Source organism: Cryobacterium sp. BB307, assembly GCF_012274275.1.
Taxonomy (GTDB): Bacteria; Actinomycetota; Actinomycetes; order Actinomycetales; family Microbacteriaceae; genus Terrimesophilobacter.
In genome coordinates this window covers 1,221,633-1,243,530 of the sequence record NZ_JAANZA010000001.1, presented here as the reverse complement: position 1 = coordinate 1,243,530, position 21,898 = coordinate 1,221,633, and the positions used below count along the sequence as shown (strand labels likewise).

Genomic DNA, 21,898 nt, shown 5'->3' with positions numbered 1-21,898 from the left:
ATGCGCGCCCGAAACCGTCTCCTGAGCTGGGGCTGGGGTGCGCTGCTTGCCGCCGTGCTGGTGGCGACGATCATCGCCGCCATCTGCCTGGGGGCGGCCGACATCCGGCCCGCCGATGTGCTCGCGAGCGTCGCGGCGCACCTGGGTTTCGGCGAGGCAACGCTGTCGCCGCTACGCGACGGCATCGTCTGGGAGCTGCGGCTGCCGCGCGTACTCACGGCGGCGGCGGTCGGCGCTGGGCTCGCCATCAGCGGGGCGGTGATGCAGGCCATCACCCGGAACCCGCTCGCCGATCCGTACCTGTTGGGCCTTTCCGCCGGCGCGTCCCTCGGCGCCGTCACGGTGCTCATAATCGGCGTTTCGGTGCTGCTCCCGATCGCCGCTTTCGGCGGCGCGCTCGCGGCGCTCGTCGCGACGCTGCTGCTAGCGAGCGCCGCCGGGCCGCTGTCGCCGACCCGCACGGTGCTCGCGGGTGTCGCCGTGTCGGCTCTCGCCGCCGCGCTCACCAGCTTCGTCATCTTCTGGTCGGCGAAGGGCGACTCGTTCCGGGAGATCCTGAACTGGCTGCTGGGTTCGCTCGCCGGCGCGAACTGGCAGGCAGTCGTCATCTCCGTCGGCGCGCTGGTCGTCGTGGGCGTCCCGGTGCTGCTCGCCGGCCGTCTGCTCGACGGGTTCGCGTTCGGCGACTCGGCGGCCGCGGCACTCGGCATCAACGTAACCGGCGCGCGGTGGGTGCTGCTGGTGTTCACCGCGCTGCTCACCGGCGCCATGGTGTCAGTGAGCGGCTCTATCGGGTTCATCGGGCTTGTGCTCCCCCACGCGGTGCGGCTCATGGTGGCCGCGCGGCACCGGGTGCTGCTGCCGCTCGTCGCCCTGCTCGGTGCGATTGTGCTGGTCTGGGCCGACACCATCGCGCGCACGGTGTTCGACCCGCGCGAGCTGCCGGTCGGTATCGTCACGGCCATCCTCGGCGCACCGGTGTTCGCGGTGCTCCTGGCACGTCGGAGGAGCAGCACGTGAGCCTCGCTCTGCGCGACTTCACCGTCGCCATCCGGGACCGGACGATTGTGCACCCGGTCGACCTCAGCCTGCCCGCCGGCGCGGTGAGCGCACTCGTCGGACCCAACGGCGCGGGCAAGTCGACGCTCTTGCGCGGCATCGCCGGGGTGATGCCGGCCGGCGGAAGCGCACGCTTCGACGGCGAGGACCTGCTGGGCATGCCCAGACGAGCGCGGGCCAGGATGCTCGCCGTCGTCGAACAGGACGTCACGACCGAGTTCAGCCTCGACGTGCGCTCCGCCGTGGAACTCGGCCGGACGCCGCACCGCCCGCTTCTGGCTCCCGCCGCACCCGAGGACGATGTCATCGACCGATCGCTGGCCACCGTGGGCATGACCGAATTCGCCGAGCGGGACTACTCGACCCTGAGTGGCGGGGAACGCCAGCGGGTCCAACTCGCTCGCGCGCTCGCCCAGGAGCCGCGCCTGCTGTTATTGGACGAGCCGACCAACCACCTCGACATCCGGGCGCAACTCGACACCCTCGCTCTGCTGCGGAGCCTCGCCGACGATGGCGCGACGGTGTTCGCGGCACTGCACGACCTGAGCCTCGCGGCCGGGTACGCCGACCACGTTGTCGCGCTCGCGGCCGGCCGTGTCGTCGCCGAGGGCGCACCGGCCGAGGTGCTGACGCCGGATCTGATTCGTGAGGTCTACCGGGTCGAGGCGACAGTGCTCACGCATCCGGTGACGCGGCGGCCGATTATCGCGTTCGAGTGATCGGCTGCCAGATCGAGCGCGGCGCGAACAGGGCGCGCAGCCTCGCCCGGATGCTCGCGCTCGCATGCAGCCCATTGAGCACCTCGCGCACCTGATCGGCGCGGCGCTGCCCGGGGGCGAGGCTCGATGGCGGTGCGTAGGCTTCCCGTTCGATCGCGGACAGCGTCCCGGCGAGGGCGGGGACCGGCACCGACCCGGCGAGCGAGCGCGCGGCGACGCGCGGTGTAGCGGTGTCAGCCACCGGTTTGCCCAGATCCCTCGCCGTCTGCAGCACCTCGCGCCAGCCGGTGTCGGCGAGCGATTGCCCGCGCTCGAGCCTGCTGAGGCGAACCGCGCGCTGGATGGCGCGGATCATGGCGGGAATCAGCAGCAGCAGCACTGCGCCGAGCACGACGCCGCTGAACCACAGCCATCCGGTGCCGGATTCGGATCCGTCCGCCTCGTCGTCTGTCGGCCTCTCCCCCGGCGCGGTGGTCGCGGACGGACTGGGGGCGGCGGTCGGTGTCGGCGTCGGCTGCGGAGAGATCGGCGCCGGGGCTTGCGGCACTCCGGGCGCCGCTTCGTCGGCGTAGGTGGGCACGAAGCCGCGGCCGGGGGTCGGTTCGAACCGGATCCAGCCGATGCCGTCAAAGTACAGCTCTGGCCAGGCGTGCAGGTCCGCCGTGGTGACCCGAATGACCTCGCGACCGCCCTCGAGCTCACCCGTGGTCTCGCCGGGCAGCATGCCGACGGCGACGCGAGCGGGGATGCCGAGGGTGCGCGCCATGACCGCCATCGCGGAGGAGAAGTGCACGCAATAACCGCTCTTGACGCCGAGGAACCGCTCGATCACGTCCATCCCGTTGCCGTCGTAGCCCTGCTCGACCGGCGCCTCCTCAGAGTAGGTGAACTCGCCGTCGCGGAAGAACTCCTGCAGGGCGATCGCCTTCTCGTAGCTGCTCGCGGCATCGGATGCGATGTACCGCGCCACCTCACCGATCACCGGCGGCAGGTCGGCGGGCAGGTCGGTGTAGCGCTCGAACCCATCCGGCACCGCTTCGCCCGCGGTCACCAGCTGGGTAGGAGTGGGCTGCACAGACAGGATTTCGGCGCGGTAGTCCTCCCCGCGCGCGGTGTCGTCAGGACTCGTGAGGGTGAGGGTATCGGAGTCCCAGAACCAGTCCCCGCGCAGCCCGGAGATGCCGGTCGTCGGGTATGGCACCGGCAGCCACGGGCTGCCGAGGCTCGCGATGTCGACGAAGACGCTCTCGGACCCGGTCGGCACGTCCGCTGACAGCCCGGGCGGGTCCCCCATGCGCTGCGGGACGTTGGCGGTGTCGAAGGTGGGCTCGTCTGGTGCCCAGGTCTCTGCGGTGAAATTCTGCAGGCTCACGAGGCGCAGGTAGTGGCCGTCGCCGCTGCTCGTGGTGTAGGTGAGCAGTGTGCGCTCGAGCTCACGGCGGAGGTCGCTACCAAGGTTCAGCACCGGGTTGACGCCGGCGAGCAGCCCGCCGAACCGGTCGTTCGTCTGCACCGACTGCGCCACCGGCGGCAGCACGAGCGGAGCGATGAGCGCTGTGGCGACCGCGAGGGCACCGACGGTCAGGGACAGGCCCGGTTGGTGCAGCGGCGACCCCGCGCGCAACAGCACCAGATACGCCACGGCGGTGAGCGCGAACACGACTGGGTCGGTGCGGTCCAATCCGGTGACAGCGGGGATCGCGAGCACGACCAGGACCGGGATTCCCGCGACCGCAGGCATGAGGATCGCGTTCGCCAGCAGGTCCGCCAGCAGCACCAGGCATCCGACGGCCAGGCACAGGATGAACATGATCCCGGTGTCCGTGTCCGCGGGCACCGACTGCCCCTCGATCGAGTCGGAGCCGCGCCGGATGAGGGTACCGAAACGCTCCCACGTCTCCTCGGTGGGCACCACGAGCAGGAACGCGGTGCGCGGTGCGAAGAACGCGGTGAGAATGCCGAGGAATGCGAGCGCCCCCACCAGCGGCGGCGCCCAGCGGCGTGGAGTGAGCGCGCGCACGCCGGCGGGGATGGCGAGCATCACGAGCGCGACGAGGACGAGCACGAACCACCAGTCGAATTCGGCGATGACCGTGTGCAGGCCGGCGAGCGCCGCGGCGAAGCAGAACAGCAGCGCGAGGCTGCGCGCCGCCGGTCGCTCGTCGACCACGCGCTTGTCAGGCGCGCGCAAGCTGCGCCTCCCGAGCGATGGCAGCCGCGACCCAGGCGTCGAATGGGTCGTCGTCGGCTGTGACCGGCACGCAGGCCCACCCGGCCTGCCGGAGGGGCCGCTCGACGGCGTCCACGCGTGAATCGACGACGAACGCGATCGCCAGCTCGAACTGGTGCCGCTGCGCCGCGAGTCGGTCGACCAGGTGCGGTTCTGCATCCGACATCACCGCGAAGACGCTGCCAAGCGACCGGCCGGGGTCGGGCAACAGCGAGAACACCCCGTCGGTACGCGGCTCGTCGACCAGGTTAACCGCGGCGAGGCTCTCCAGGAACTCCTCGAGCTGCTCCGGGGACGCGAGCTGGCGCGCAGCGGTCTCGACGATCCGCACCGTGAAGCCGGAGCGCTGCAGGCGCAGCGCGAGCGACCCGGTGAAGCGCACCGCCCACTCGAACGCCTCGCTTTCCGGCTGCTCCGGCGTCGCTCGGGTGGTGTCGCGGTAACCGTTTCGGCGAGTGTCGAGCAGGATGCGCGCCTCGGCGTGGCTGCGCTGCTCCTCCTGGCGCACCATGAGCTCGCCGTGGTGCGCCGACGCCCGCCAGTGCACGCGTCGCAGGGGGTCCCCGCTGCGGTACTCCCGGGTCATCAGCTCATCGTCGCCGCCGCTGGCGCGCCGCTGCAGCGCACGCGCCGAACCCTCGTCGGCGTGAATCGACGCTCCGGTATCCGGCAGCACGATGAGGTCCGGTGTGACGACGAGCTTCTGCGGTTCCCCGACCACGGCCTCACCGGACGCGAGGGAGAACGGGTCGGCGAAGTCGACTACGAACGGGCCGAGCTCGACGATGCCGCGGCGCGGCGGCGTGAAGGTGTACTCGACGATGGTCGCGGTGCCGCGGCTGGCCGCGCTGCGGTGAGCGGACAGGGCACGCAAACCACCGGTTCTGGTTCCGAACGGGCGCCACGGCAGCACGTCGTACCAGGTCGATTCTGGCGTGCGCGAGCCGGCCAGGTTGCGCACCTCGATGCGAGCGAGCACCGGCTGCCTGGCGGTGGCCAGCGGGGGCGAGAACCGGCGGGCTACGCCCATCCGGATCCTGCGGAAGCGCACGAACACGAGTGCGAACAGCGGAAGCGCCACCAGCAGTGCACCCAGGTAGAGCAGCTCGACCCGGCCAACCGGGTAGGCGGCCAGGCCCAGCCCGGCGCCGACGATCAGCAGAGCGTAGCCGCGAAGCAGCAGTCTGGCTCGGGACCTCCGGCCCCACCCCCGTGTGGATCGACGCATGGCGTCAGGCAGACTCGCCTGCGCCCAGCGGCACCGGCGTCGCCGCCACGATGCGGTGGATGATGTCGGCGATGCTGCTGGCCTGGAAAGCGGATGCCCCACCGGCGACGCGCGCGGCGGCGATCAGCCGGTGGCCGAGCACGGGAACCGCGAGGGCGTCGATGTCGTCGGGCAGCACGAACTCGCGTCCGTCGAGAGCGGCGCGCGCCTTCGCAGCCCTGACCAGGTGCAGGGTCGCGCGCGGACTCGCCCCGAGGCGCAGGTCACGGTCGCGTCGGGTCTCCTGCGAGATGGCGACCGTGTACTGCTCGACCGCGGGTGAGACGTAGATGTTGCGGACGAGGCCGATCATGCTCGTGAGCTGCTCGAGGGTCACCACCGGGGTCAGGCGGTCCAGCGGGCTGGAGGTCTCCCGGGTGCGCAGCATGGTGACCTCCGCCGCCTCATCCGGATACCCCATCGAGATGCGGATCATGAACCGGTCGCGTTGCGCCTCGGGCAGCGGGTAGGTGCCCTCCATCTCGACCGGGTTCTGCGTGGCGACGACCGTGAACGGTCGAGCCAGCGGGTAGGTGGCGCCGTCGACGCTGATCTGGCCCTCCTCCATGGACTCCAGCAGCGCCGACTGGGTCTTCGGGCTCGCGCGGTTGATCTCATCGCCGATGACGAGGTTGGCGAACACTGGGCCGGGCTTGAACTGGAACTCCATCTCGGCCTGGTTGTAGACCGACACGCCGGTGATGTCAGATGGCAGCAAGTCGGGGGTGAACTGGATGCGGTTCACGGTGCAGTCGACCGAGCGGGCGATCGCACGCGCGAGCATCGTCTTGCCGACGCCCGGGACGTCTTCGATCAGCAGGTGACCCTCAGCGAGGAGCGTCGTGAGTGCGAGTTCGATGGCGTCGCGCTTGCCGTCGATGACGGTCTCGATGCCGCCGATGATGTCCGCCGCAAACGAGTGGAAGGTGTCGATCCCCATGGTCCCTGTCGCCATCGTCACTATCTTTTCCTCGTTTCCGCTTGTGCTTGGAGCGAGTCTGCCAGACGGTCGGGTCTGGGCCTACGGTTTGGCGCGAAGCTATCCGGTGCGTGCGGCCAATCGCCCGTTCCTGTTCACGAGCGAGTTCGGCCAGAGCGTGGCCCGGAGGCGCTCCGGCCCCGCGATGCCAGAGCGCAGGCACGCCGTCGCGACGGCCACGTCGTCAGCGAGCGACCCGCTGTCTGCAAGCTCGCTGGGCCTGCCGAAGCGTTCGCGTTCGACCGCCGCCCCGATCCGGCTCACCGCGTCCCGTCCGGATTGGGTCATGCCGCGCGCGCGCCGCAGCCGTTCGACTGTTTCGCGCGGGGTCTCGGTGCGTCGCAGCGCCAGCCCGACGTCGGTGGCGGTGGCCCGCAGTTCCCGCCATGCCAGCATCGCGCTTCCTCGTCCGCTCCGCAGCCCGGCCACGTTCCGCCGGTGACGGAGCATCCGGACGCCAGCGGGCAGCAGCGACAGGACGATCACGAGCAGCACCGCGCCGGCGATGGGCAGCAGCAGCCTCCACTGGCCGCTGACGAACCAGCCGGACCCCTGGGAACCGGATGGCGCGGCCGGGCCGTCGAGACCGCTGTCGTCGCGCGGCGCGCCGGCGTTGCCGGAGATCGCGCCGCCGATCGCGGCCGGGACGCCGGCGATGCCAGGGTTCGCGTAGTCGGGCAGGCGACCGCGGCTCTGGGTGGGTTCGAAGGCCACCCAGCCGATGCCCTCGAAGTACAGTTCCGGCCACGAGTGCAGGTCGTCGGTGGTTACCTCGAAGATCTTGCTGTCGCCGGGCGAGTTGGTTGAGCTGCCCTGCTGGAACCCGATGACCATCCGGCTGGGGATGCCGAGTGTCCTGGCCATCGTCGCCATCGCCGAGGCGAAGTGGATGCAGTAGCCGGCCCGCCGCTCGAGGAACACCCCGACCATGTCGACACCGGTGCCGTCGTAGCCCTCCGCGACCGGCGTCTGCTCCGAGTACCTGAACAGTGCGCTGCGCAGGTACTGCTGCAGCGCGACTGCCTTCTCGTAGTTGGTGTCGACTCCCGCGGTCGCCTCTCGCGCGGTATCGGCGATGATCGCCGGCACCGCCGGCAGTTCCAGGTAATCCTCGACGCCGTCGGGGACAGTCGTGCCCGCACGCTGCAACTGCTCGGGTGTCGGCTCGATGACGTGGCTTCGCACGGTGAAGTTCTCACCGATCGCGAGGTCGGTGTTGCTCGCGACGGTGAGGGTGTCCTTGTCCCAGAGCCAGTCGCCATTGAGTTGGGTCACGCTTGAGATGGGGTACGGCACCGGCAGCCACGGGCTCGCCAGGTTGCCGACGCTGATGAAGCCGACCTCCTCCCGCACCCGCACGTCCGCCTGCAGCCCGCTCGGGCGGGGAATCGTGTGCGGTCGGTTCGACCGGTCGAGGACCGGCTGCTCGGGGCCCCAGCCGTCTTGGCTGAAGTCGCTGATAGTGGTCAGGCGCAAGTAGTAGGGCTTGTTTGATGCGGTCGTGTAGCTGAGCACCGGGCGGTCGTCGGTGCGCCTCAGGTCCTCGCCGAGCCGAACGATCGGGTTGACCCCGGTGACGACGCTCGGACCAGCTTCGCTTGCGGTGATCCCCTGCTCGGTGCTCGGCAGCGCCGCCGGGAGCACAAGGCCGCCGATCACCGCGATCGACCCGATCGCGAGCGCGGGGGCCAGACCCCGGTACGAGCCCAGCGAGCGCTGAGTCGACATGAGCAGCCACAGGTAGCTGGCGGCCGTGCCGATGAACGCGAGTCCGCTGGTCTCGGCATCCGGAGTCAGCCCTGGCACTAGGAACACGGCGACGAGCGGGATGCCGGTCAGAGCGGGCAGGCGCACCGAGAACGCGAGCGCCTCGGCGATTAGCACCAGCGGTCCGATGCCCAGCGCCATGACGAATTGGATTGGCACGTCAGCGTTGGCCGGCGTGCTCTGCCAGGTGATGGAGTAGGTGGCGTCCACCAGAAGCGTGCGGAAGCGGAGGATGGTGTCGCCGGTCGGGATCACGCCCAGCCAGGCGGTGTCGGCAGCGAACCGGGTGACGATGGTCGCCGCCAACGCGAGCGTCGAAACCAGCGGGGACCAGCGTCCGAGTCCCGCCCACCGGGCGGCAACGCCGCTGCCGAGGACCACGACCACCAGCACCATGCACCACAGCCACCAGCCGACGCCCTCCAGCATCGTGTGCAGTCCACCGAGGGTGACTGCGAAAGCCACCAGCAGGATGCCGCTCGTGCGCCACCCGGTGCGCTCCCAGCGCACGGTGTTCAGCAGGTCACGCTTCAGCAGGTCACGCATCCGGACCGCCCAGACCATGCCAGGCATCCGCCACCGGAGTCTCTGGCGTGACCGCGACGACCCGCCATCCGCCGCGACGCAGCTCCTCGATCGCGGCGACCGGGGTGTGCTCGGAGACGAAGGCGGCGGCCTCGTCGAACGAGCCTCGGGCGCTGACGAGCGTGCCGAGGGTCGCGGCATCCGGCACGCCGAGCACCGCGAAGATCGAACCGGCACCGCTCGTGCCGTCGGCGGCGAGCGAGAGTTCACGATCGTCGTCGAAGCTCAGGTGCACGCGCGCGAGGCTCTCCACGAACTCGTCAAGCCGATCGGGGTCGCCCAGCTGCGGCATCGCCGTCTCAACGACAGTGAGCGCGAGTCCCGCGGCGGACAGGTGGTCGCGCAATGACGCGGTCATCCGCACGGCCCATTCGAATGCGCCGCTCTCCGGGGTCCGGGCACGCGACCCTGCGGTGTCGGCGTAGTGGCGCACGCGTGTCTCGAGCACAATGACCGCGGCCGCGTGGGAACGCTTCTCCTCTTCGCGCACCATGAGCTCGCCGTGGTGCGCCGACGCTCGCCAGTGCACGCGGCGCATCGCGTCGCCGGGCCGGTACTCGCGGGTCATGATGTCGTGCTCGCCTGCGAGCGAACGGTGCTGGAAGAGCCGGGCCGAGCCGCTGTCGGCCGCGATCTCGACAACGGTCTCGTCGAGGCGGGCAGCCTCCGGTCCGATGATGACGCGATCCGCGGTGCCGACCGCGTACTGCCCCTCGGCGAGCCCGAACGGGTCACAGAAGGAGACCAGCAGAGGGCCGACCTCCACGACACCGCGGCGGGGTGGCACGAACTCGTAGCGCAGGTGCAGTTGGCCGGAGGGCTGCATCGGGTCGAGCGTGGCAGCGGCGGTGGCATCCGGCGGCCACGGCACCCGGTCACGCCAACTGCCGGCCGCCGACGGCCGTTGACCGACGTTGCGCACCGTGAGGCGCACCGCACCGAGCTTTCCGGCCGCGAGCACCGACGGGGCGATGGTTCGGACGACCGTGAACTGTGGGCGCATCCGGTGCACGACCACGAGGGACAGCAAGGGTGGGATGCAGGCGAACGAGCCGACGATCAGCAGTTCGTACCAGCCGATGACATACGCGAACACGAACGCCAGCGCGGCCGCGAACAACAGCAAGATCCCGCGTCTGGTCAGGCGGAAGGCACGCTCGGTGCGTTCGCCTGGGTGCCCCGTCGGAGGGTCTGAGTTCATCATCGTCGATGCCTTACGCTACGAGTCTTGCAGACCGTCGCCCCTTTGGGGAGAGCGTCACTCAGCCCTGCGGCAGGTGCTCAGGCGGGACCGCCGGGCGCCCCCTCGACCGCGTCGCGGTAGCCGCGAGCGTAGGCCTCCGCGGCGCCCTCGCGGAACAAATCCTCGTCGGCCGGCCGGATGATCGCGTGCGCGCCCGGTGCGTCGAGCCCGGTGACCAGGTGCCCCAGCCCGCGGATGACCGCGACCGGGCGGCCGGCGGCCTTGCCCTTGACGAGCTCAGCCGCGCCGGCGAGCTGGTCGCCGAGCGCCACGATCGTCGCCTCCAGGACCCGCCCGCCCGCATCCGTGCTGCCACGCAGGTCCTCCAGCACTCGCACGCCTGCCGCGCCGATTGCGACGTCGGTCTGCCCCAGGCGCCAGGCGCGTCCGAGGGTGTCGGAGATGATGACGCCGACCCGCGGACCGCTCGCCCGGAGTGCCGAGCAGAGGCTGCGAGCGGAGGCATCCGGATCCTCTGGCAGCAGCAGCACGTAGCCTTCCTGCGTGTTGCTCGAGTCGACGCCGGCGGCCGCGAGCACGAGACCCTGCCGGTTCTCGACGATGCGCGTCACCCCACCGGGATGCTCCTTGGACGCGACCACGCGCACGGTTTCCGCGGTGATCGCGTCGTCGCGAGTGGCCGCGGCCACGAAGCGCCCCTCCGCCTTGGAGACGACCTTGCTTGTGACGACCAGGATGTCGCCATCCTGCAGCGTGGTCTCGTCAGCTGCCTGGAGGATGAGCGCGGCGAGGTCGTCTCCTGCGCCGACCTCGGGGAGGCCATCGAGCGCGAAGACGCTGAAGGCTGCGGTCATCGGGGGCTGGGCTGCTGCAGGTACTCTGCGACCGCGCGTGGCACGTAGGGGCTGACGTCGCCGCCGAGCGCTGCGACTTGGCGCACGAGCGAGCTGGAGACGTGCGCGTGGCCGGGATCCGGCAGCATGAAGATGGTCTCGACGCCGGCCAGGTTGCGGTTCACGATCGCCATCGGCGTCTCATAGGCGACATCCACCTGTGAGCGGACGCCCTTCACCAACACGGTGGCGCCGACCTCGGTGCAGTAGTCGACGAGCAGTCCGACGGTCCAAGAGGTGACGATGATGTTGCCGGCGATCCCGGCATCCGTGATCGCCCGCTCGATCAACGACACGCGCTGGGCGACCGGGAGCAGGGCGGACTTGTCCGGGTTGTGCACGACGAGCACGTGGAGCTCGTCGAAGAGGCCAGCCGCTCGGTCGATCACGTCGAGGTGACCAAGGGTGATCGGGTCGAACGACCCCGGAACGACGGCGATCCTGCGCATGGCTAAACCCTATCGGGCGCACCCCGCAACGCGTCAGGCCTTGGCGAGGAAGTCGCGCTCTGCTTCATCCAGTCGGGTCGTGATGGCGCGCGCGAGGGTCGGGTTCCGCTGGAGGTCGGGGTCGCCGGCGAGCACGTCGGCGGCGAGCGCTCGCGCCTCGCCGATCAGGTCGGTGTCTCTTGCTGCACGCAGCAGCTTCAACGACGAGCGGCGCCCGGACTGGACGCTGCCGAGGACGTTGCCCTCCTGGCGCAATTCGAGGTCCTTCTGGGCGAGGACGAACCCGTCGAGGGTCTCGGCGACCGCGTCGACCCGCTCCCGGGAGATCGTGCCCGCCTCGGCGGTCGTCACGAGCAGGCACAGTCCGGGCACGCCGCCACGGCCGACGCGGCCGCGGAGCTGGTGCAGCTGCGACACACCGAACCGGTCGGCGTCGAGCACCACCATGACCGCGGCGTTGGGCACGTCGACCCCGACCTCGATCACCGTCGTCGCCACGAGCACGTCGATGTCGCCCGCTGCGAACGCGCGCATGATCGCATCCTTCTCGTCGCTGGGCAGCCTGCCGTGCAGCGGCTCGATGCGAGCGGATGCCAGCAGCGGATGCTTGCGCAGCTTGGCGAGGGTGTCGGCGACGCTGCTGACCGACTTGGCGTCCATCGGCTCGGCATCCGGGTCGTCCAGCTCGACGTTGGAGCTGTCGATCGCCGGTGCGACCACGAAGGCCTGCCTGCCCTTGGCGAGTTCCTCGGACAGCCGCTCCCAGATGCGGTTCTCCCAGCCCGGCTTCTCGGCGAGCGGCACCACGAAGCTTTCAATGCCCTGCCGCCCGGCCGGCAGCTCGGCGATGGTCGACACGTCGAGGTCGCCGAACACGGTCATTGCGACGGTGCGCGGGATCGGCGTCGCCGTCAGCACGAGCACGTGCGGCGGCGTGGCGCCTTTGAGTCGCAGCGCCTCGCGTTGTTCGACGCCGAACCGGTGCTGCTCGTCGACGACGACGAGCCCGAGGTCGAAGAACTCCACCGACTGGCTCATGAGCGCGTGCGTGCCGACGACGATGCGCGCCTGCCCGGCGACGGTGGACAGGGTCGCCTTGCGCCGGTAAGCGGTCGGCAGCTGCCCGGTGATGAGGGTCGGGTGCACCTCAGCGGCGAGGTCCGGGCCGAGCGTCTTCACTATCGAGCGCAAGTGCTGCGCGGCGAGCACCTCGGTGGGTGCGAGCAGCGCCGACTGGCCGCCGGAGTCGGCGACCGCGAGCATCGCGCGCAGGGCGACGAGGGTCTTGCCGGAGCCGACTTCGCCCTGCAGCAGTCGGTTCATCGGCTCGTCGCCAGCGAGGTCGGAGGCGAGCTGCTCGCCAACAGCGCGCTGGTTGCCGGTGAGGGTGAACGGCAACTGCGCGTCGAAGCGCTCGAGCAGTCCCCCGGGCCTCGGCACGCGAGGCGTCGCGGCCTGCTTGCGCAGCTCTGCGCGCTGCTGCAGCAGCGCCGACTGCAGCACGAAGGCTTCCTGGAAGCGGAGCGTCTTGCGGGCGGCCCGCCAGTCTGACTCCTCATTCGGGCGATGGATGAGATTGAGCGCCTCTTGGTACGGGAGCAGTCCCCGCTTGATGCGCACGGCATCCGGCACCGGGTCCTCGAGCGGGGGCAGCGTGTCGAGCAGAGCGCACACCGCGTCGTGCAGCTTCCAGGTCTTGAGGGACGCGGTCGCCGGGTAGATGGGGATCGGTCGCTGCGCCCACGCCGCCGCATCCAGGCCCTGGTCCGGGTCGAACAGCTTGTAATCGGGGTGCGTCAGCTGGCGGCGATTGTTGTAGGAGCTGACCTTGCCCGCGAAGATCCCGCGCACGCCCGGGATGAGGTCTTTCTCGGGTAGGTACGCCCCCTTCCCGAAGAAGGTGAGGGTCATGATGCCTTTGCCATCACCGATCGTCACCTCGAGGATTTCGCCGCGCCGCTCACGCATCTTTCGCTTGGAGGCACCCAGCACCTCGGCGACGATGGTGACCGTCTCGTCGAGCGGCAGCCGACCGAGGTCGGTGAGCTCACCACGGCTCGCATACCGGCGCGGGTAGTGGGACAGGAGGTCGCCGACGGTGACGAGGCCGAGCCCGCGGTCGAGGGCCTTGGCCATCCGCCCCACCGCGGAATTGCTGAGCTTCTGGTCGAGCGGCGATTCCACGGGGTCAACGCTACCCACCGCAGGCGGCCAGCACCGGCATCCGGTGCCCGTTTAGGCTGACTGGCGTGACACGCATCATCGCCGGGTTCGCCGGTTCGCTGACGATCGGCACCCCGGTTCACGGCACCCGCCCGACGAGCGACCGGGTGCGGGAAGCGATTTTCTCGTCGCTGGACGCGCGTGACCTCGTCGAGGGGGCGCGCGTGCTCGACCTGTACGCGGGCTCCGGCGCACTCGGGCTGGAGGCTGCGTCCCGGGGTGCGGCGCTGGTGGTCCTCGTCGAGCGCAGCCACGGTGCGACGCAGGTGTGTCGGCGGAATGCGGCCCTCGTCAAGCGGACGGCACCTGCCGGGCATGAGCTGGTGATCGAGGTCACCGGGCAGAGTGTGCAGGCGTTCCTGAACTCGGACGCGCGCGAGTGGGACGTCGTGCTGATGGACCCGCCGTACGAGATGGGCGAAGTGGAGCTGGGGCACAACCTCGAGGCGCTCGCGGCGCGGCTGGCTCCGGATGCTGCGGTGCTGCTCGAGCGTTCGTCCCGCTCGCCGGAGCCGCGACTGCCGGATGGCCTGGTGCTCGAGCGCCGCAAGGACTACGGCGACACCGCGCTGTACTGGCTCGCGAGGGGCTGACCTCGCGTCCGCGTGCGCGGGTGCACCTTCCGCGCGCGGGTGTTGCAACACCCGCGCGTGAACAATTCACCCGCGGGAGTGGTCCCAGCCCCGGAACGGGTCCCACCCGGTGAGGTCGTGCGGTTCCCCATCGACCAGCACACCGGAGCCGTCGACGACGGTGCCGATGCGGCGGAATCCGCCGGGCAGCGCCGCATCCGGCGGGAAGCACGCGAGCAGGCTGTGGTCCTCTCCCCCGCCGAGCGCGAGCTCCGGGTCGGGGCCGAGTTCCGAGGCCGCGAAGTCGAGCGCGACCTCGCTTGCCCGCGCGATGCGCCCGGCGTCGATAGCGAGCCCGTCGCTGATGTCCAGCATCGCTGTGGCGCCTGCCTTCGCCGCAAGCACGCCGTCACCGATCGGCGGCCGTGGGGCCAGTTGCGCGGGGGTGTCGCTCCGCAGGCCGGCGGCGAGCGCGGCATCCGGTTCCCCGTGCTCATCCACCGCGCGCTCGAACAGCAGCCTCAGCGCGGCGGCGGACGCACCGAGCGGACCGGACACCGCGACCTGGTCGCCGACCCGTGCGCCCGAGCGGAGCACGGGGTCGCGCCCCTCCAGGTCGCCGAATGCGGTCACCGCGAAGGTCAGCGTGTCCGACACCGACAGGTCCCCTCCGACGACACCGCACCCGGATGCGAGCTCAAGGCACGCCTCTCGCAGCCCGTCGGCGATCCCCTCGAGCACCTCGACCGGCGTCTCGGCCGGTGCGGCGAGCGCGACGACGAGCGCGGTCGGCGTAGCGCCCATCGCGGCCACGTCGGCGAGGTTGGTTGCCGCGGCCTTCCAGCCGAGGTCATGCGGGGTCGACCAGGCGAGCCGGAAGTCCGGCCCGTGGATCATCATGTCGGTGGTGACGACGTACCGCCCGTCCGGTGCAGCGATCACCGCGGCGTCGTCGCCTGGGCCAAGCAGCTCGGCCGAAGACGACGGCAGCAGCGGGAAGATCCGGCTCAGCACGCCCAGTTCTCCGACCGAGCCGAGGGTCTCGTGCGGGTCCTGGCGCTGCATGCACTCACGGTAGCCTGAAGAGGATGAGATCGTCGAAATCAGTCGCGGTCGCTGCCCTCCTGCTCGGCGGCCTGACGGCGTGTTCCCCGGCCGTGTCGCTCGACGCGGCGCCGGATGCCGTGAACCCGGACTGCGCCGAGGTGATCGTGCGCCTGCCGGATGCGATCGACGAGTTCGAGTACCGCTACACGGATGCGCAAGCCACCGGCGCGTGGGGTGACCCGACCGCGATCATCCTGCGCTGCGGCGTCCCGGTTCCCGGCCCGACGACGCAACTGTGCGTCGAACTAGACGGCATCGACTGGATCCGCGACGACAGCAACGCGCCGACTTACGTCTTCACGACCTACGGCCGTGACCCCGCGGTCGAGGTCATCGTCGACGGCGACGTCGCATCCGGCACCAACGCGCTCATCCAACTGTCGAACGCGGTCGGCAACATCAAGGCGACCGGCGCGTGCACCGACCCGAACGAGGTGCTCGACCTGCCGGAGCCCGGCGAGCAGTCCGACTAGCGGACGGTCTCGAACCCCAGCTCGATCAGTTCGCTGATGAGCTCCGGGTACTCGATGCCGCTGGCGATCCAGCACTTCGGGAACATCGAGATCGGCGTGAACCCCGGCAGCGTGTTCACCTCGTTGACGATCAGGTCCGATGACGGGGTCAGGAAGAAGTCGATCCTGGCGAGCCCGGATGCCCCGATCGCCCGAAACGCGCGCGTCGCGACCCGCTCGAGCTCACGCTGCTGACCCTCGTTGAGCTCCACCGGGCACACCAGCTCGACGCCGGGGGCGTCACGGTACTTCGCGTCGAAGTCGTAGAACTCGCGACCGGTGAGCCGGATCTCGCCGGGCAGCGACACCCTGGGTGCCCCGCCGTCGCGGCCGCTGAGCACGCCGCACTCGATCTCCCGACCGACGATCGCCTGCTCGATGATCGCCGTGCGGTCCTCGGCGAACGCCACGTCGAGCGCCGCGTCCAGGTCGTCCCAGTCCTCGACCTTGGTCACGCCCACCGACGATCCGGCCCGCGCCGGCTTGACGAACAGCGGCAGGGCGAGGCCACGCGCACGCCTGCCCCACAGTTCGCTCTCGTCGCGCCAGTCGGCCTCGGTCACGGCCACCCAGGGGGCAACCTCCACGCCAGCGCTCTGCAGCACCGACTTGGTCATGTGCTTGTCCATGGCGATGGCGGATGCGAGCACGCCGTTTCCGACGTAGGGCAGGCCGATCAGCTCGAACATGCCCTGAATCGTGCCGTCCTCGCCGAACCGTCCGTGCAGGATCGGGAATGCGATGTCGATGTCGCCGAGCGACCGCACCGAGCCATCCGTCTCCACGACGCGCAACTCGCGTGTCGCCGCGGACTCAGGCCACAGCACCCTGGTGCCGTTGTCGATGACAGTGGGCAACTCGGCGCCCAGCGCGAGCCGCTGCGGGTCGTCCTCCTCGAGCACGAACGCGCCGTCGGTGGTGATGCCGACCGGGATGACGTCGTACCGGTCGCGGTCGATGGCCGCGAGCACCCCGCCCGCGGTGGCGCAGCTGATGGCGTGCTCGCTGGAGCGGCCGCCGAAAACGAGTACGACGGTGGTCTTGTCTGTCACTTACCTAGTTCTCCGGTTGCGGTTCGTCCGAAATGGTGAGGTGCGGGGCGATGTCCCGGGGGTTCATGGTACCGGCGAGCACCTCGGCGACCTGCGAGACGATCGGCATCTCGACGCCCTTCGCGAGCGCCAGCTCCAGGATCGGAGCGACGGATGCGAGGCCCTCCGCGGTCTGGTTCATCTGCTTGATGACGTCAGTGAACGAGTAGCCCTGGCCGAGCAGCCGCCCGGCGGTGTTGTTCCGGGACAGCGGCGACTCGCACGTCGCGATGAGGTCGCCGAGCCCGGCCAGCCCGGCGAGTGTCTCCGGTCGTGCGCCGTAGGCGACCGCGAAGTCCGTCATCTCGACCAGGCCGCGCGTGATGATCGAGGCTTTGGTGTTCTCGCCGTAGCCGACGCCGTCGACGATGCCGATGGCGACGGCGATGAGGTTCTTCAGCACGCCGCCGAACTCGGTGCCGATGACGTCGGTGTTGACGAAGGAGCGGAGGTAGCGACTGGATGCCGTCATCGCGACGAGCGTGGCGGTGTCGAGGTTCTCGGATGCGACGACGGATGCCGTCGGTTCCTCCCGCGCGATCTCCAGGGCGAGGTTCGGGCCGGAGACCACTGCGATCTGGGCGGGTTCGGCGCGCAGTTCGTCGCGGATGACCTCGCTCATGCGCAGCGCAGTGCCCATTTCAACGCCCTTCATCAGGCTGGCGATGATCGCATCCGGTGGCAGGATGTCCCGCACCGCGCGCAGGTTCTCGCGCAGGCTCTGGCTGGGCACCGCGACGAACACCATCTCAGCCCCGTCGAGCACGGCATCGAGCTGCGGGCTCGCCCACAGATCCCGGGGCAGATTGACGCCGGGGAGGTAGTCGCTGTTGCGCTTGGACTCGGCGATCTCCCGCGCAAGCTCCGGCCGCCGCGCCCACAGCGCCACATCCGATCCGCCGTCGGCGAGCACCTTGGCGAAGGTCGTGCCCCAGCTGCCGGCACCCAGCACAGCGACCCGGCGTTTGCCGGGCTGCGGGATGCGGATCGGCAGCGTGCTAGTCAAAGCGCCCCGTCTCGCTCTGGCCGGCCTTTGACGGGTCCCAGCGTTCGGCGGGAGCGGGCTCGCCGCGCAGCTCGGACAGCAGTGCGGCGATCGCGTCCATGAGCTTGTCTGTGGCGGCGTTCAAGGTCGCATGGTCGAGCGGGCGCCCCTTGAACGGCGTCAGGTCGACGGGCGCGCCGAACCGGATGGAGATGTCCTTGCGCGGGAAGAAGCTGATCCTCTTGCCGTACCGAGGCAGTACCGCCTGGGTTCCCCAGTGCGCGACCGGGATGAGCGGCACGTCGTGTTCGAGCGCCATCCGGACCGCCCCATGCTTGCCGCGCATCGGCCACAGGTCCGGGTCGCGAGTGAGCGTGCCCTCCGGGTAGATGACGACCGCGAGGCCGTTCTCGGTGAGCTTGTTGGCCGCGGCGAGCGGGTCGCTCGTGTTGCGCTGCCGGCGCTCCACCGGGATCTGCCCGGTCTTGCGCAGGATCCAGCCCACCACCGGCACCTTGAACAGGCTCGCCTTCGCGAGGAAGCGTGGCGTCCTTCCCCGTTTCCACATGGCCAGCCCGATCACGATCGGGTCGATCTCGCTGTAGTGGTTCGGTGAGACGACGGCCGGGCCGCTTGCCGGCAGATGCTCGCTGTGCTGAATGTCGTACCGCGCCAGCAGGTTCATGAGCGGCACGACAAAGAACGCGATCACCCGATAGAGCGGTGTTTTCTCCGACTTGGGCTTACGCGCCCCTGTCTCCCCCGGCGCCACTCTCAGCCTTCGAAGGAGTAATCAGCGCCGAGGGCGTCCAACTTTTCGATGATGTGCTCGTAGCCTCGGCTGACGATGCCGATGTTGCTGACGGTGGAGGTGCCCTCGGCCGCCAGGGCCGCAATGAGGTGGCTGAAGCCGCCGCGCAGGTCGGGGACGGTGATGTCGGCGCCGTGCAACGGAGTCGGCCCGGTGATGACCGCCGCCTGCTCGAACTCGCGGCGGGCGACGCGGCGCGGGTGGTCGGGCAGGCCCTTGGGGTGCACGACGATGTTCGCGCCCATCTCATTGAGCGCGTCAGTGAAGCCGAACCGGTTCTCGTACACGGTCTCATGCACGATCGAGGTCCCGGTCGCCTGGGTCAGCGCGACGATGAGCGGCTGCTGCCAGTCGGTCATGAAGCCGGGGTGCACGTCGGTTTCGACGGTGACAGGCTTCAGTTCGCCACCGGGGTGGTAGAACCGGATGCCGTCTTCCTCGATGTCGAAGGCCCCACCTACCTTGCGGAACACATTGAGGAAGGTCATCAGCTGGGACTGCTGTGCACCCGCGACGAAGATGTCGCCGCGCGTTGCAAGCGCTGCGGATGCCCAGCTCGCGGCCTCGTTCCGGTCGAACAGTGCGCGGTGGTTGTAGCCCTGCAGCGACTCGACGCCCTCGATGAGGATGGTGCGGCTGGGCTCGACCGAGATGATCGCACCCATCTTCTGCAGGACCGCAATGAGGTCCATGATCTCGGGCTCGATCGCCGCGTTGTGCAACTCGGTGACGCCCTTTGCCTTCACGCCGGTGAGCAGCACCTGCTCGGTGGCGCCGACGCTCGGGTAGGGCAGCGTGATCTCGGCACCGCGCAACCCGTTCGGGGCGGTCAGGTGGATGCCCTCGTAGCTCTTGTCGACGACCGCGCCGAACGCTCGGAGCGCGTCGAGGTGGAAGTCGATCGGGCGGTCGCCGATGCGGCATCCGCCCAGGTCCGGGATGCGCGCCTCACCGAGGCGGTGCAGCAGCGGCCCGCAGAACAGGATCGGGATGCGGCTCGCGCCCGCATGCGCATCGATCTCGGCGAAGTGCGCCTTCTCGACGTTGCTCGTGTCGAAGCGGAGCTCGCCGGCGGCGGGCTCCGAGACGACGACACCGTAGACCTCGAGCAGACCCCTGACCACCTGAACATCGCTGATGTCAGGGACGTCCTTCAGCACGCTCGGGGTCTCGCCGTGGAGGGCTGCGACCATCGCCTTGGTGGCGAGGTTCTTCGCCCCACGGACGGTGACACGCCCGCGTAGCGGGTTCCCACCGTTGATGGTGAGCTTCTCGGCCTTGAGGCCTACCCGTGCACCTGCCTTCTGGGCATCCGTGACAGCAGAATCCATGTGACCACCTTGAGGGTTAGCGTGCGGGAAGAGTAGTGGGTCGCCACGATTCTCGGGCATCCTCAAAGCGAGTGATCTGCGCCTCCTCGCGCAACGTGAGTCCGATGTCGTCAAGGCCCTCGAGCAACCGCCACCTAGTGTAATCATCGATCTCGAAAGCGACTGAGCGATCTCCCAGCGTCAGCGTCCGCTCGACCAGGTCGACCGTGGCCCCAATCCCGGGGTCGGCTTCGATCATGGCCCACAGTTCCTCGGTCTCCTCCTGGCTGATCTGCCCGGTGAGGAGGCCCTGTTTGCCCGAGTTGCCGCGGAAGATGTCACCGAACCGGGGCGAGAAGACCGCAGCGAACCCGTAGTCGCGCAGCGCCCAGACGGCGTGCTCGCGACTGGACCCGGTGCCGAAGTCCGGGCCGGCGATGAGCACGCGCGGGTTCTGGAACGCCGGGTCGTTGAGCACGAAGTCGGGGTCCTGACGCCAGGCGTGGAACAGCGCGTCGTCGAAGCCCGTCTTGGTGACGCGCTTCAGGAACACCGCCGGGATGATCTGGTCGGTATCGACGTTGGAGCGCTTCAGCGGAACGGCAACTCCGGTGAGGGTCTCGAACTTCTCCATCAGCGTGCGCTCCCCTCTGCGGTGGACTGGGCCCCGGCCGGAACACCGACCGATTCGATGACCGGCGGCAGCGTGCTGCCTGTGGCGACGACATCCGACGGCGCGGACAACGTTCCCCGGATGGCGGTGGCCGCGGCGACGAGCGGCGACACCAGGTGGGTGCGCCCGCCCTTGCCCTGTCGGCCTTCGAAGTTGCGGTTGGAGGTCGATGCGCAACGTTCCCCCGGCGCCAGCTGGTCGGGGTTCATGCCGAGGCACATCGAGCATCCGGCGAACCGCCACTCTGCGCCGAACTCCTCGAACACCTTGTCGAGGCCCTCGGCTTCGGCCTCAAGGCGAACGCGCGCGGAGCCCGGCACGACCATGACGCGAACGCCGTCGGCCTTCTTCTGGCCCTTCACAACGGATGCGAACGCGCGCAGGTCCTCGATGCGGCTGTTCGTGCACGAACCCATGAACACCGCGTCGACCTTGATGTCCTTCATCGCGGTGCCGGCGGCGAGGTCCATGTACTCCAGAGCGCGCTCGGCGTTGGCGCGCTCGTTCGGGTCGTCCAGCAGCGCCGGGTCGGGAACCCGGTCATTCAGCGACACGCCCTGGCCGGGGTTGGTGCCCCAGGTCACGAACGGTTCGAGTTCGGCAGCGTCGAGGTACACCTCGGCGTCGAAGACGGCGTCATCGTCGGTCTTCAGCGTCTCCCAGTAGGCGACGGCGGCGTCCCAGTCCGCTCCCTGAGGCGCGTGCGGGCGACTTTTCAGGTACTCGTAGGTGGTCTCATCCGGTGCGATCATTCCCGCGCGCGCACCGGCTTCGATCGACATGTTGCAGATTGTCATCCGGCCGTCCATGGAGAGCGAGCGGATGGCACTGCCGCGGTACTCGAGCACGTAGCCCTGGCCGCCGCCGGTGCCGATCTTGGCGATGATCGCGAGGATGATGTCCTTCGCCGTCACGCCGGGCTTCAGTTCACCCTCGACCGTGATGGCCATGGTCTTGAACGGCTTCAGCGGGAGCGTCTGGGTCGCCAGCACGTGCTCGACCTCGCTCGTGCCGATGCCGAACGCCATCGCCCCGAATGCTCCGTGCGTCGAAGTGTGGCTGTCGCCGCAGACGACGGTGATGCCAGGCATGGTCAGCCCCAACTGCGGGCCGACGACGTGCACAATGCCCTGCTCCTTGTCGCCCAGCGAGTGCAGACGGATGCCGAACTCCTCGGCGTTGCGGCGCAGCGTCTCGATCTGGGTGCGGCTGGTGAGGTCGGCGATCGGCTTGTCGATGTTCAGCGTCGGCGTGTTGTGGTCCTCGGTCGCGATCGTGAGGTCGGGCCGGCGGACCGGGCGGCCGGCCATCCGGAGTCCGTCGAACGCCTGCGGGCTGGTGACCTCGTGAATGAGGTGGAGGTCGATGTAGAGAAGGTCGGGCGAACCGTCTTCACCCTTGACGACCAGGTGGTCGTCCCAGACTTTCTCCGCCAGCGTCCTGCCCACGGCTTTCCTCCTTG

The 21,898-nt window shown here is 69.7% G+C and carries 19 protein-coding genes; 4 read left to right on the top strand and 15 right to left on the bottom strand.

Features of this window, described 5'->3' with window-relative positions; translation table 11 throughout:
* Positions 1–1,020 (top strand): putative F420-0 ABC transporter permease subunit, encoded by a 1,020-nt coding sequence (locus tag HGK58_RS06080; protein WP_168626586.1) that lies wholly within the window; start codon positions 1–3, stop codon positions 1,018–1,020.
* A complete protein-coding gene (locus tag HGK58_RS06075; protein ID WP_168626585.1) occupies positions 1,017–1,778 on the top strand; it encodes an ATP-binding cassette domain-containing protein in 762 nt (253 codons plus the stop codon). Before HGK58_RS06080 ends, HGK58_RS06075 begins: the two co-directional genes overlap by 4 nt.
* Here the strand turns inward: HGK58_RS06075 and HGK58_RS06070 are convergent.
* The 8 genes from HGK58_RS06070 to HGK58_RS06035 all read right to left on the bottom strand — a co-directional run bounded on the left by HGK58_RS06070 (position 1,762) and on the right by HGK58_RS06035 (position 13,288).
* The gene (locus tag HGK58_RS06070) at positions 1,762–3,969 is read right to left on the bottom strand and encodes a DUF3488 and transglutaminase-like domain-containing protein (RefSeq protein ID WP_168626584.1); all 2,208 of its coding nucleotides are present in this window, start codon (positions 3,967–3,969) and stop codon (positions 1,762–1,764) included. The genes HGK58_RS06075 and HGK58_RS06070 overlap by 17 nt on opposite strands.
* Complete coding sequence (locus tag HGK58_RS06065; RefSeq protein ID WP_168626583.1) at positions 3,956–5,236, bottom strand: DUF58 domain-containing protein; 1,281 nt, start codon at positions 5,234–5,236, stop codon at positions 3,956–3,958. Before HGK58_RS06065 ends, HGK58_RS06070 begins: the two co-directional genes overlap by 14 nt.
* A gap of 4 nt (positions 5,237–5,240) precedes the next feature.
* Positions 5,241–6,215, bottom strand: coding sequence for a MoxR family ATPase (locus HGK58_RS06060; protein ID WP_227412029.1), 975 nt, complete (start codon positions 6,213–6,215; stop codon positions 5,241–5,243).
* A 99-nt stretch (positions 6,216–6,314) separates the two neighbouring features.
* Positions 6,315–8,594 carry a DUF3488 and transglutaminase-like domain-containing protein gene (locus tag HGK58_RS06055; RefSeq protein ID WP_168626582.1) on the bottom strand — a complete coding sequence of 760 codons (2,280 nt, stop codon included), beginning with the start codon at positions 8,592–8,594 and terminating at the stop codon, positions 6,315–6,317.
* The gene (locus HGK58_RS06050; RefSeq protein ID WP_168626581.1) at positions 8,560–9,810 is read right to left on the bottom strand and encodes a DUF58 domain-containing protein; all 1,251 of its coding nucleotides are present in this window, start codon (positions 9,808–9,810) and stop codon (positions 8,560–8,562) included. Before HGK58_RS06050 ends, HGK58_RS06055 begins: the two co-directional genes overlap by 35 nt.
* 77 nt (positions 9,811–9,887) lie before the next feature.
* Entirely contained in the window at positions 9,888–10,664 is a 777-nt protein-coding gene (cofE, locus tag HGK58_RS06045) for a coenzyme F420-0:L-glutamate ligase (RefSeq protein WP_168626580.1), read from the bottom strand.
* Positions 10,661–11,152 (bottom strand): pantetheine-phosphate adenylyltransferase, encoded by a 492-nt coding sequence (gene coaD / locus HGK58_RS06040; RefSeq protein WP_168626579.1) that lies wholly within the window; start codon positions 11,150–11,152, stop codon positions 10,661–10,663. Before coaD ends, cofE begins: the two co-directional genes overlap by 4 nt.
* A gap of 33 nt (positions 11,153–11,185) precedes the next feature.
* On the bottom strand, positions 11,186–13,288 hold the full coding sequence (locus HGK58_RS06035; RefSeq protein WP_168626919.1) for an ATP-dependent DNA helicase RecG: 2,103 nt from the start codon (positions 13,286–13,288) through the stop codon (positions 11,186–11,188).
* Between the two features lie 113 nt (positions 13,289–13,401).
* Between HGK58_RS06035 and HGK58_RS06030 the strand changes: the two genes are divergently transcribed.
* Positions 13,402–13,968, top strand: a complete 567-nt coding sequence (locus tag HGK58_RS06030; protein ID WP_168626578.1) for an RsmD family RNA methyltransferase — start codon at positions 13,402–13,404, stop codon at positions 13,966–13,968.
* Between the two features lie 66 nt (positions 13,969–14,034).
* On the opposite strand, the gene thiL is transcribed toward HGK58_RS06030, so the two are convergent.
* A complete protein-coding gene (gene thiL, locus HGK58_RS06025; RefSeq protein WP_168626577.1) occupies positions 14,035–15,012 on the bottom strand; it encodes a thiamine-phosphate kinase in 978 nt (325 codons plus the stop codon).
* Between the two features lie 23 nt (positions 15,013–15,035).
* Here thiL and HGK58_RS06020 point away from each other — a divergent pair, with 23 nt between their 5' ends.
* Positions 15,036–15,527, top strand: a complete 492-nt coding sequence (locus HGK58_RS06020) for a DUF3515 domain-containing protein (RefSeq protein WP_168626576.1) — start codon at positions 15,036–15,038, stop codon at positions 15,525–15,527.
* Here HGK58_RS06020 and HGK58_RS06015 read toward each other — a convergent pair.
* The 6 genes from HGK58_RS06015 to leuC are packed head-to-tail and all read right to left on the bottom strand — an operon-like array spanning position 15,524 to position 21,884.
* Positions 15,524–16,618, bottom strand: a complete 1,095-nt coding sequence (locus HGK58_RS06015; RefSeq protein ID WP_168626575.1) for a D-alanine--D-alanine ligase family protein — start codon at positions 16,616–16,618, stop codon at positions 15,524–15,526. The genes HGK58_RS06020 and HGK58_RS06015 overlap by 4 nt on opposite strands.
* Before the next feature lie 4 nt (positions 16,619–16,622).
* Positions 16,623–17,663, bottom strand: coding sequence for an NAD(P)H-dependent glycerol-3-phosphate dehydrogenase (locus tag HGK58_RS06010; protein ID WP_227411985.1), 1,041 nt, complete (start codon positions 17,661–17,663; stop codon positions 16,623–16,625).
* Positions 17,656–18,414: a lysophospholipid acyltransferase family protein gene (locus tag HGK58_RS06005; RefSeq protein WP_349236142.1), complete on the bottom strand. Its 759-nt coding sequence runs from the start codon at positions 18,412–18,414 to the stop codon at positions 17,656–17,658. The genes HGK58_RS06010 and HGK58_RS06005 overlap by 8 nt, the downstream gene beginning before the upstream one ends.
* A gap of 2 nt (positions 18,415–18,416) precedes the next feature.
* Entirely contained in the window at positions 18,417–19,784 is a 1,368-nt protein-coding gene (gene murA / locus HGK58_RS06000) for a UDP-N-acetylglucosamine 1-carboxyvinyltransferase (RefSeq protein ID WP_168626574.1), read from the bottom strand.
* 16 nt (positions 19,785–19,800) lie between these two features.
* Positions 19,801–20,397, bottom strand: coding sequence for a 3-isopropylmalate dehydratase small subunit (leuD, locus tag HGK58_RS05995; protein WP_168626573.1), 597 nt, complete (start codon positions 20,395–20,397; stop codon positions 19,801–19,803).
* Positions 20,397–21,884, bottom strand: coding sequence for a 3-isopropylmalate dehydratase large subunit (leuC, locus tag HGK58_RS05990; RefSeq protein WP_168626572.1), 1,488 nt, complete (start codon positions 21,882–21,884; stop codon positions 20,397–20,399). The genes leuD and leuC overlap by 1 nt, the downstream gene beginning before the upstream one ends.
* Positions 21,885–21,898 lie beyond the last annotated feature (14 nt).

Excerpts from the sequence above, each read along its gene's own strand:
- HGK58_RS06080 (WP_168626586.1), top strand. The coding sequence starts at position 1 with ATGCGCGCCCGAAACCGTCTCCTGAGCTGGGGCTGGGGTGCGCTGCTT.
- HGK58_RS06065 (WP_168626583.1), bottom strand. The coding sequence starts at position 5,236 with ATGCGTCGATCCACACGGGGGTGGGGCCGGAGGTCCCGAGCCAGACTG.
- HGK58_RS06060 (WP_227412029.1), bottom strand. The coding sequence starts at position 6,215 with ATGGGGATCGACACCTTCCACTCGTTTGCGGCGGACATCATCGGCGGC.
- HGK58_RS06055 (WP_168626582.1), bottom strand. The coding sequence starts at position 8,594 with ATGCCTGGCATGGTCTGGGCGGTCCGGATGCGTGACCTGCTGAAGCGT.
- HGK58_RS06050 (WP_168626581.1), bottom strand. The coding sequence starts at position 9,810 with ATGATGAACTCAGACCCTCCGACGGGGCACCCAGGCGAACGCACCGAG.
- cofE (WP_168626580.1), bottom strand. The coding sequence starts at position 10,664 with ATGACCGCAGCCTTCAGCGTCTTCGCGCTCGATGGCCTCCCCGAGGTC.
- coaD (WP_168626579.1), bottom strand. The coding sequence starts at position 11,152 with ATGCGCAGGATCGCCGTCGTTCCGGGGTCGTTCGACCCGATCACCCTT.
- HGK58_RS06035 (WP_168626919.1), bottom strand. The coding sequence starts at position 13,288 with ATGGCCAAGGCCCTCGACCGCGGGCTCGGCCTCGTCACCGTCGGCGAC.
- thiL (WP_168626577.1), bottom strand. The coding sequence starts at position 15,012 with ATGCAGCGCCAGGACCCGCACGAGACCCTCGGCTCGGTCGGAGAACTG.
- HGK58_RS06020 (WP_168626576.1), top strand. The coding sequence starts at position 15,036 with ATGAGATCGTCGAAATCAGTCGCGGTCGCTGCCCTCCTGCTCGGCGGC.
- murA (WP_168626574.1), bottom strand. The coding sequence starts at position 19,784 with ATGGATTCTGCTGTCACGGATGCCCAGAAGGCAGGTGCACGGGTAGGC.
- leuD (WP_168626573.1), bottom strand. The coding sequence starts at position 20,397 with ATGGAGAAGTTCGAGACCCTCACCGGAGTTGCCGTTCCGCTGAAGCGC.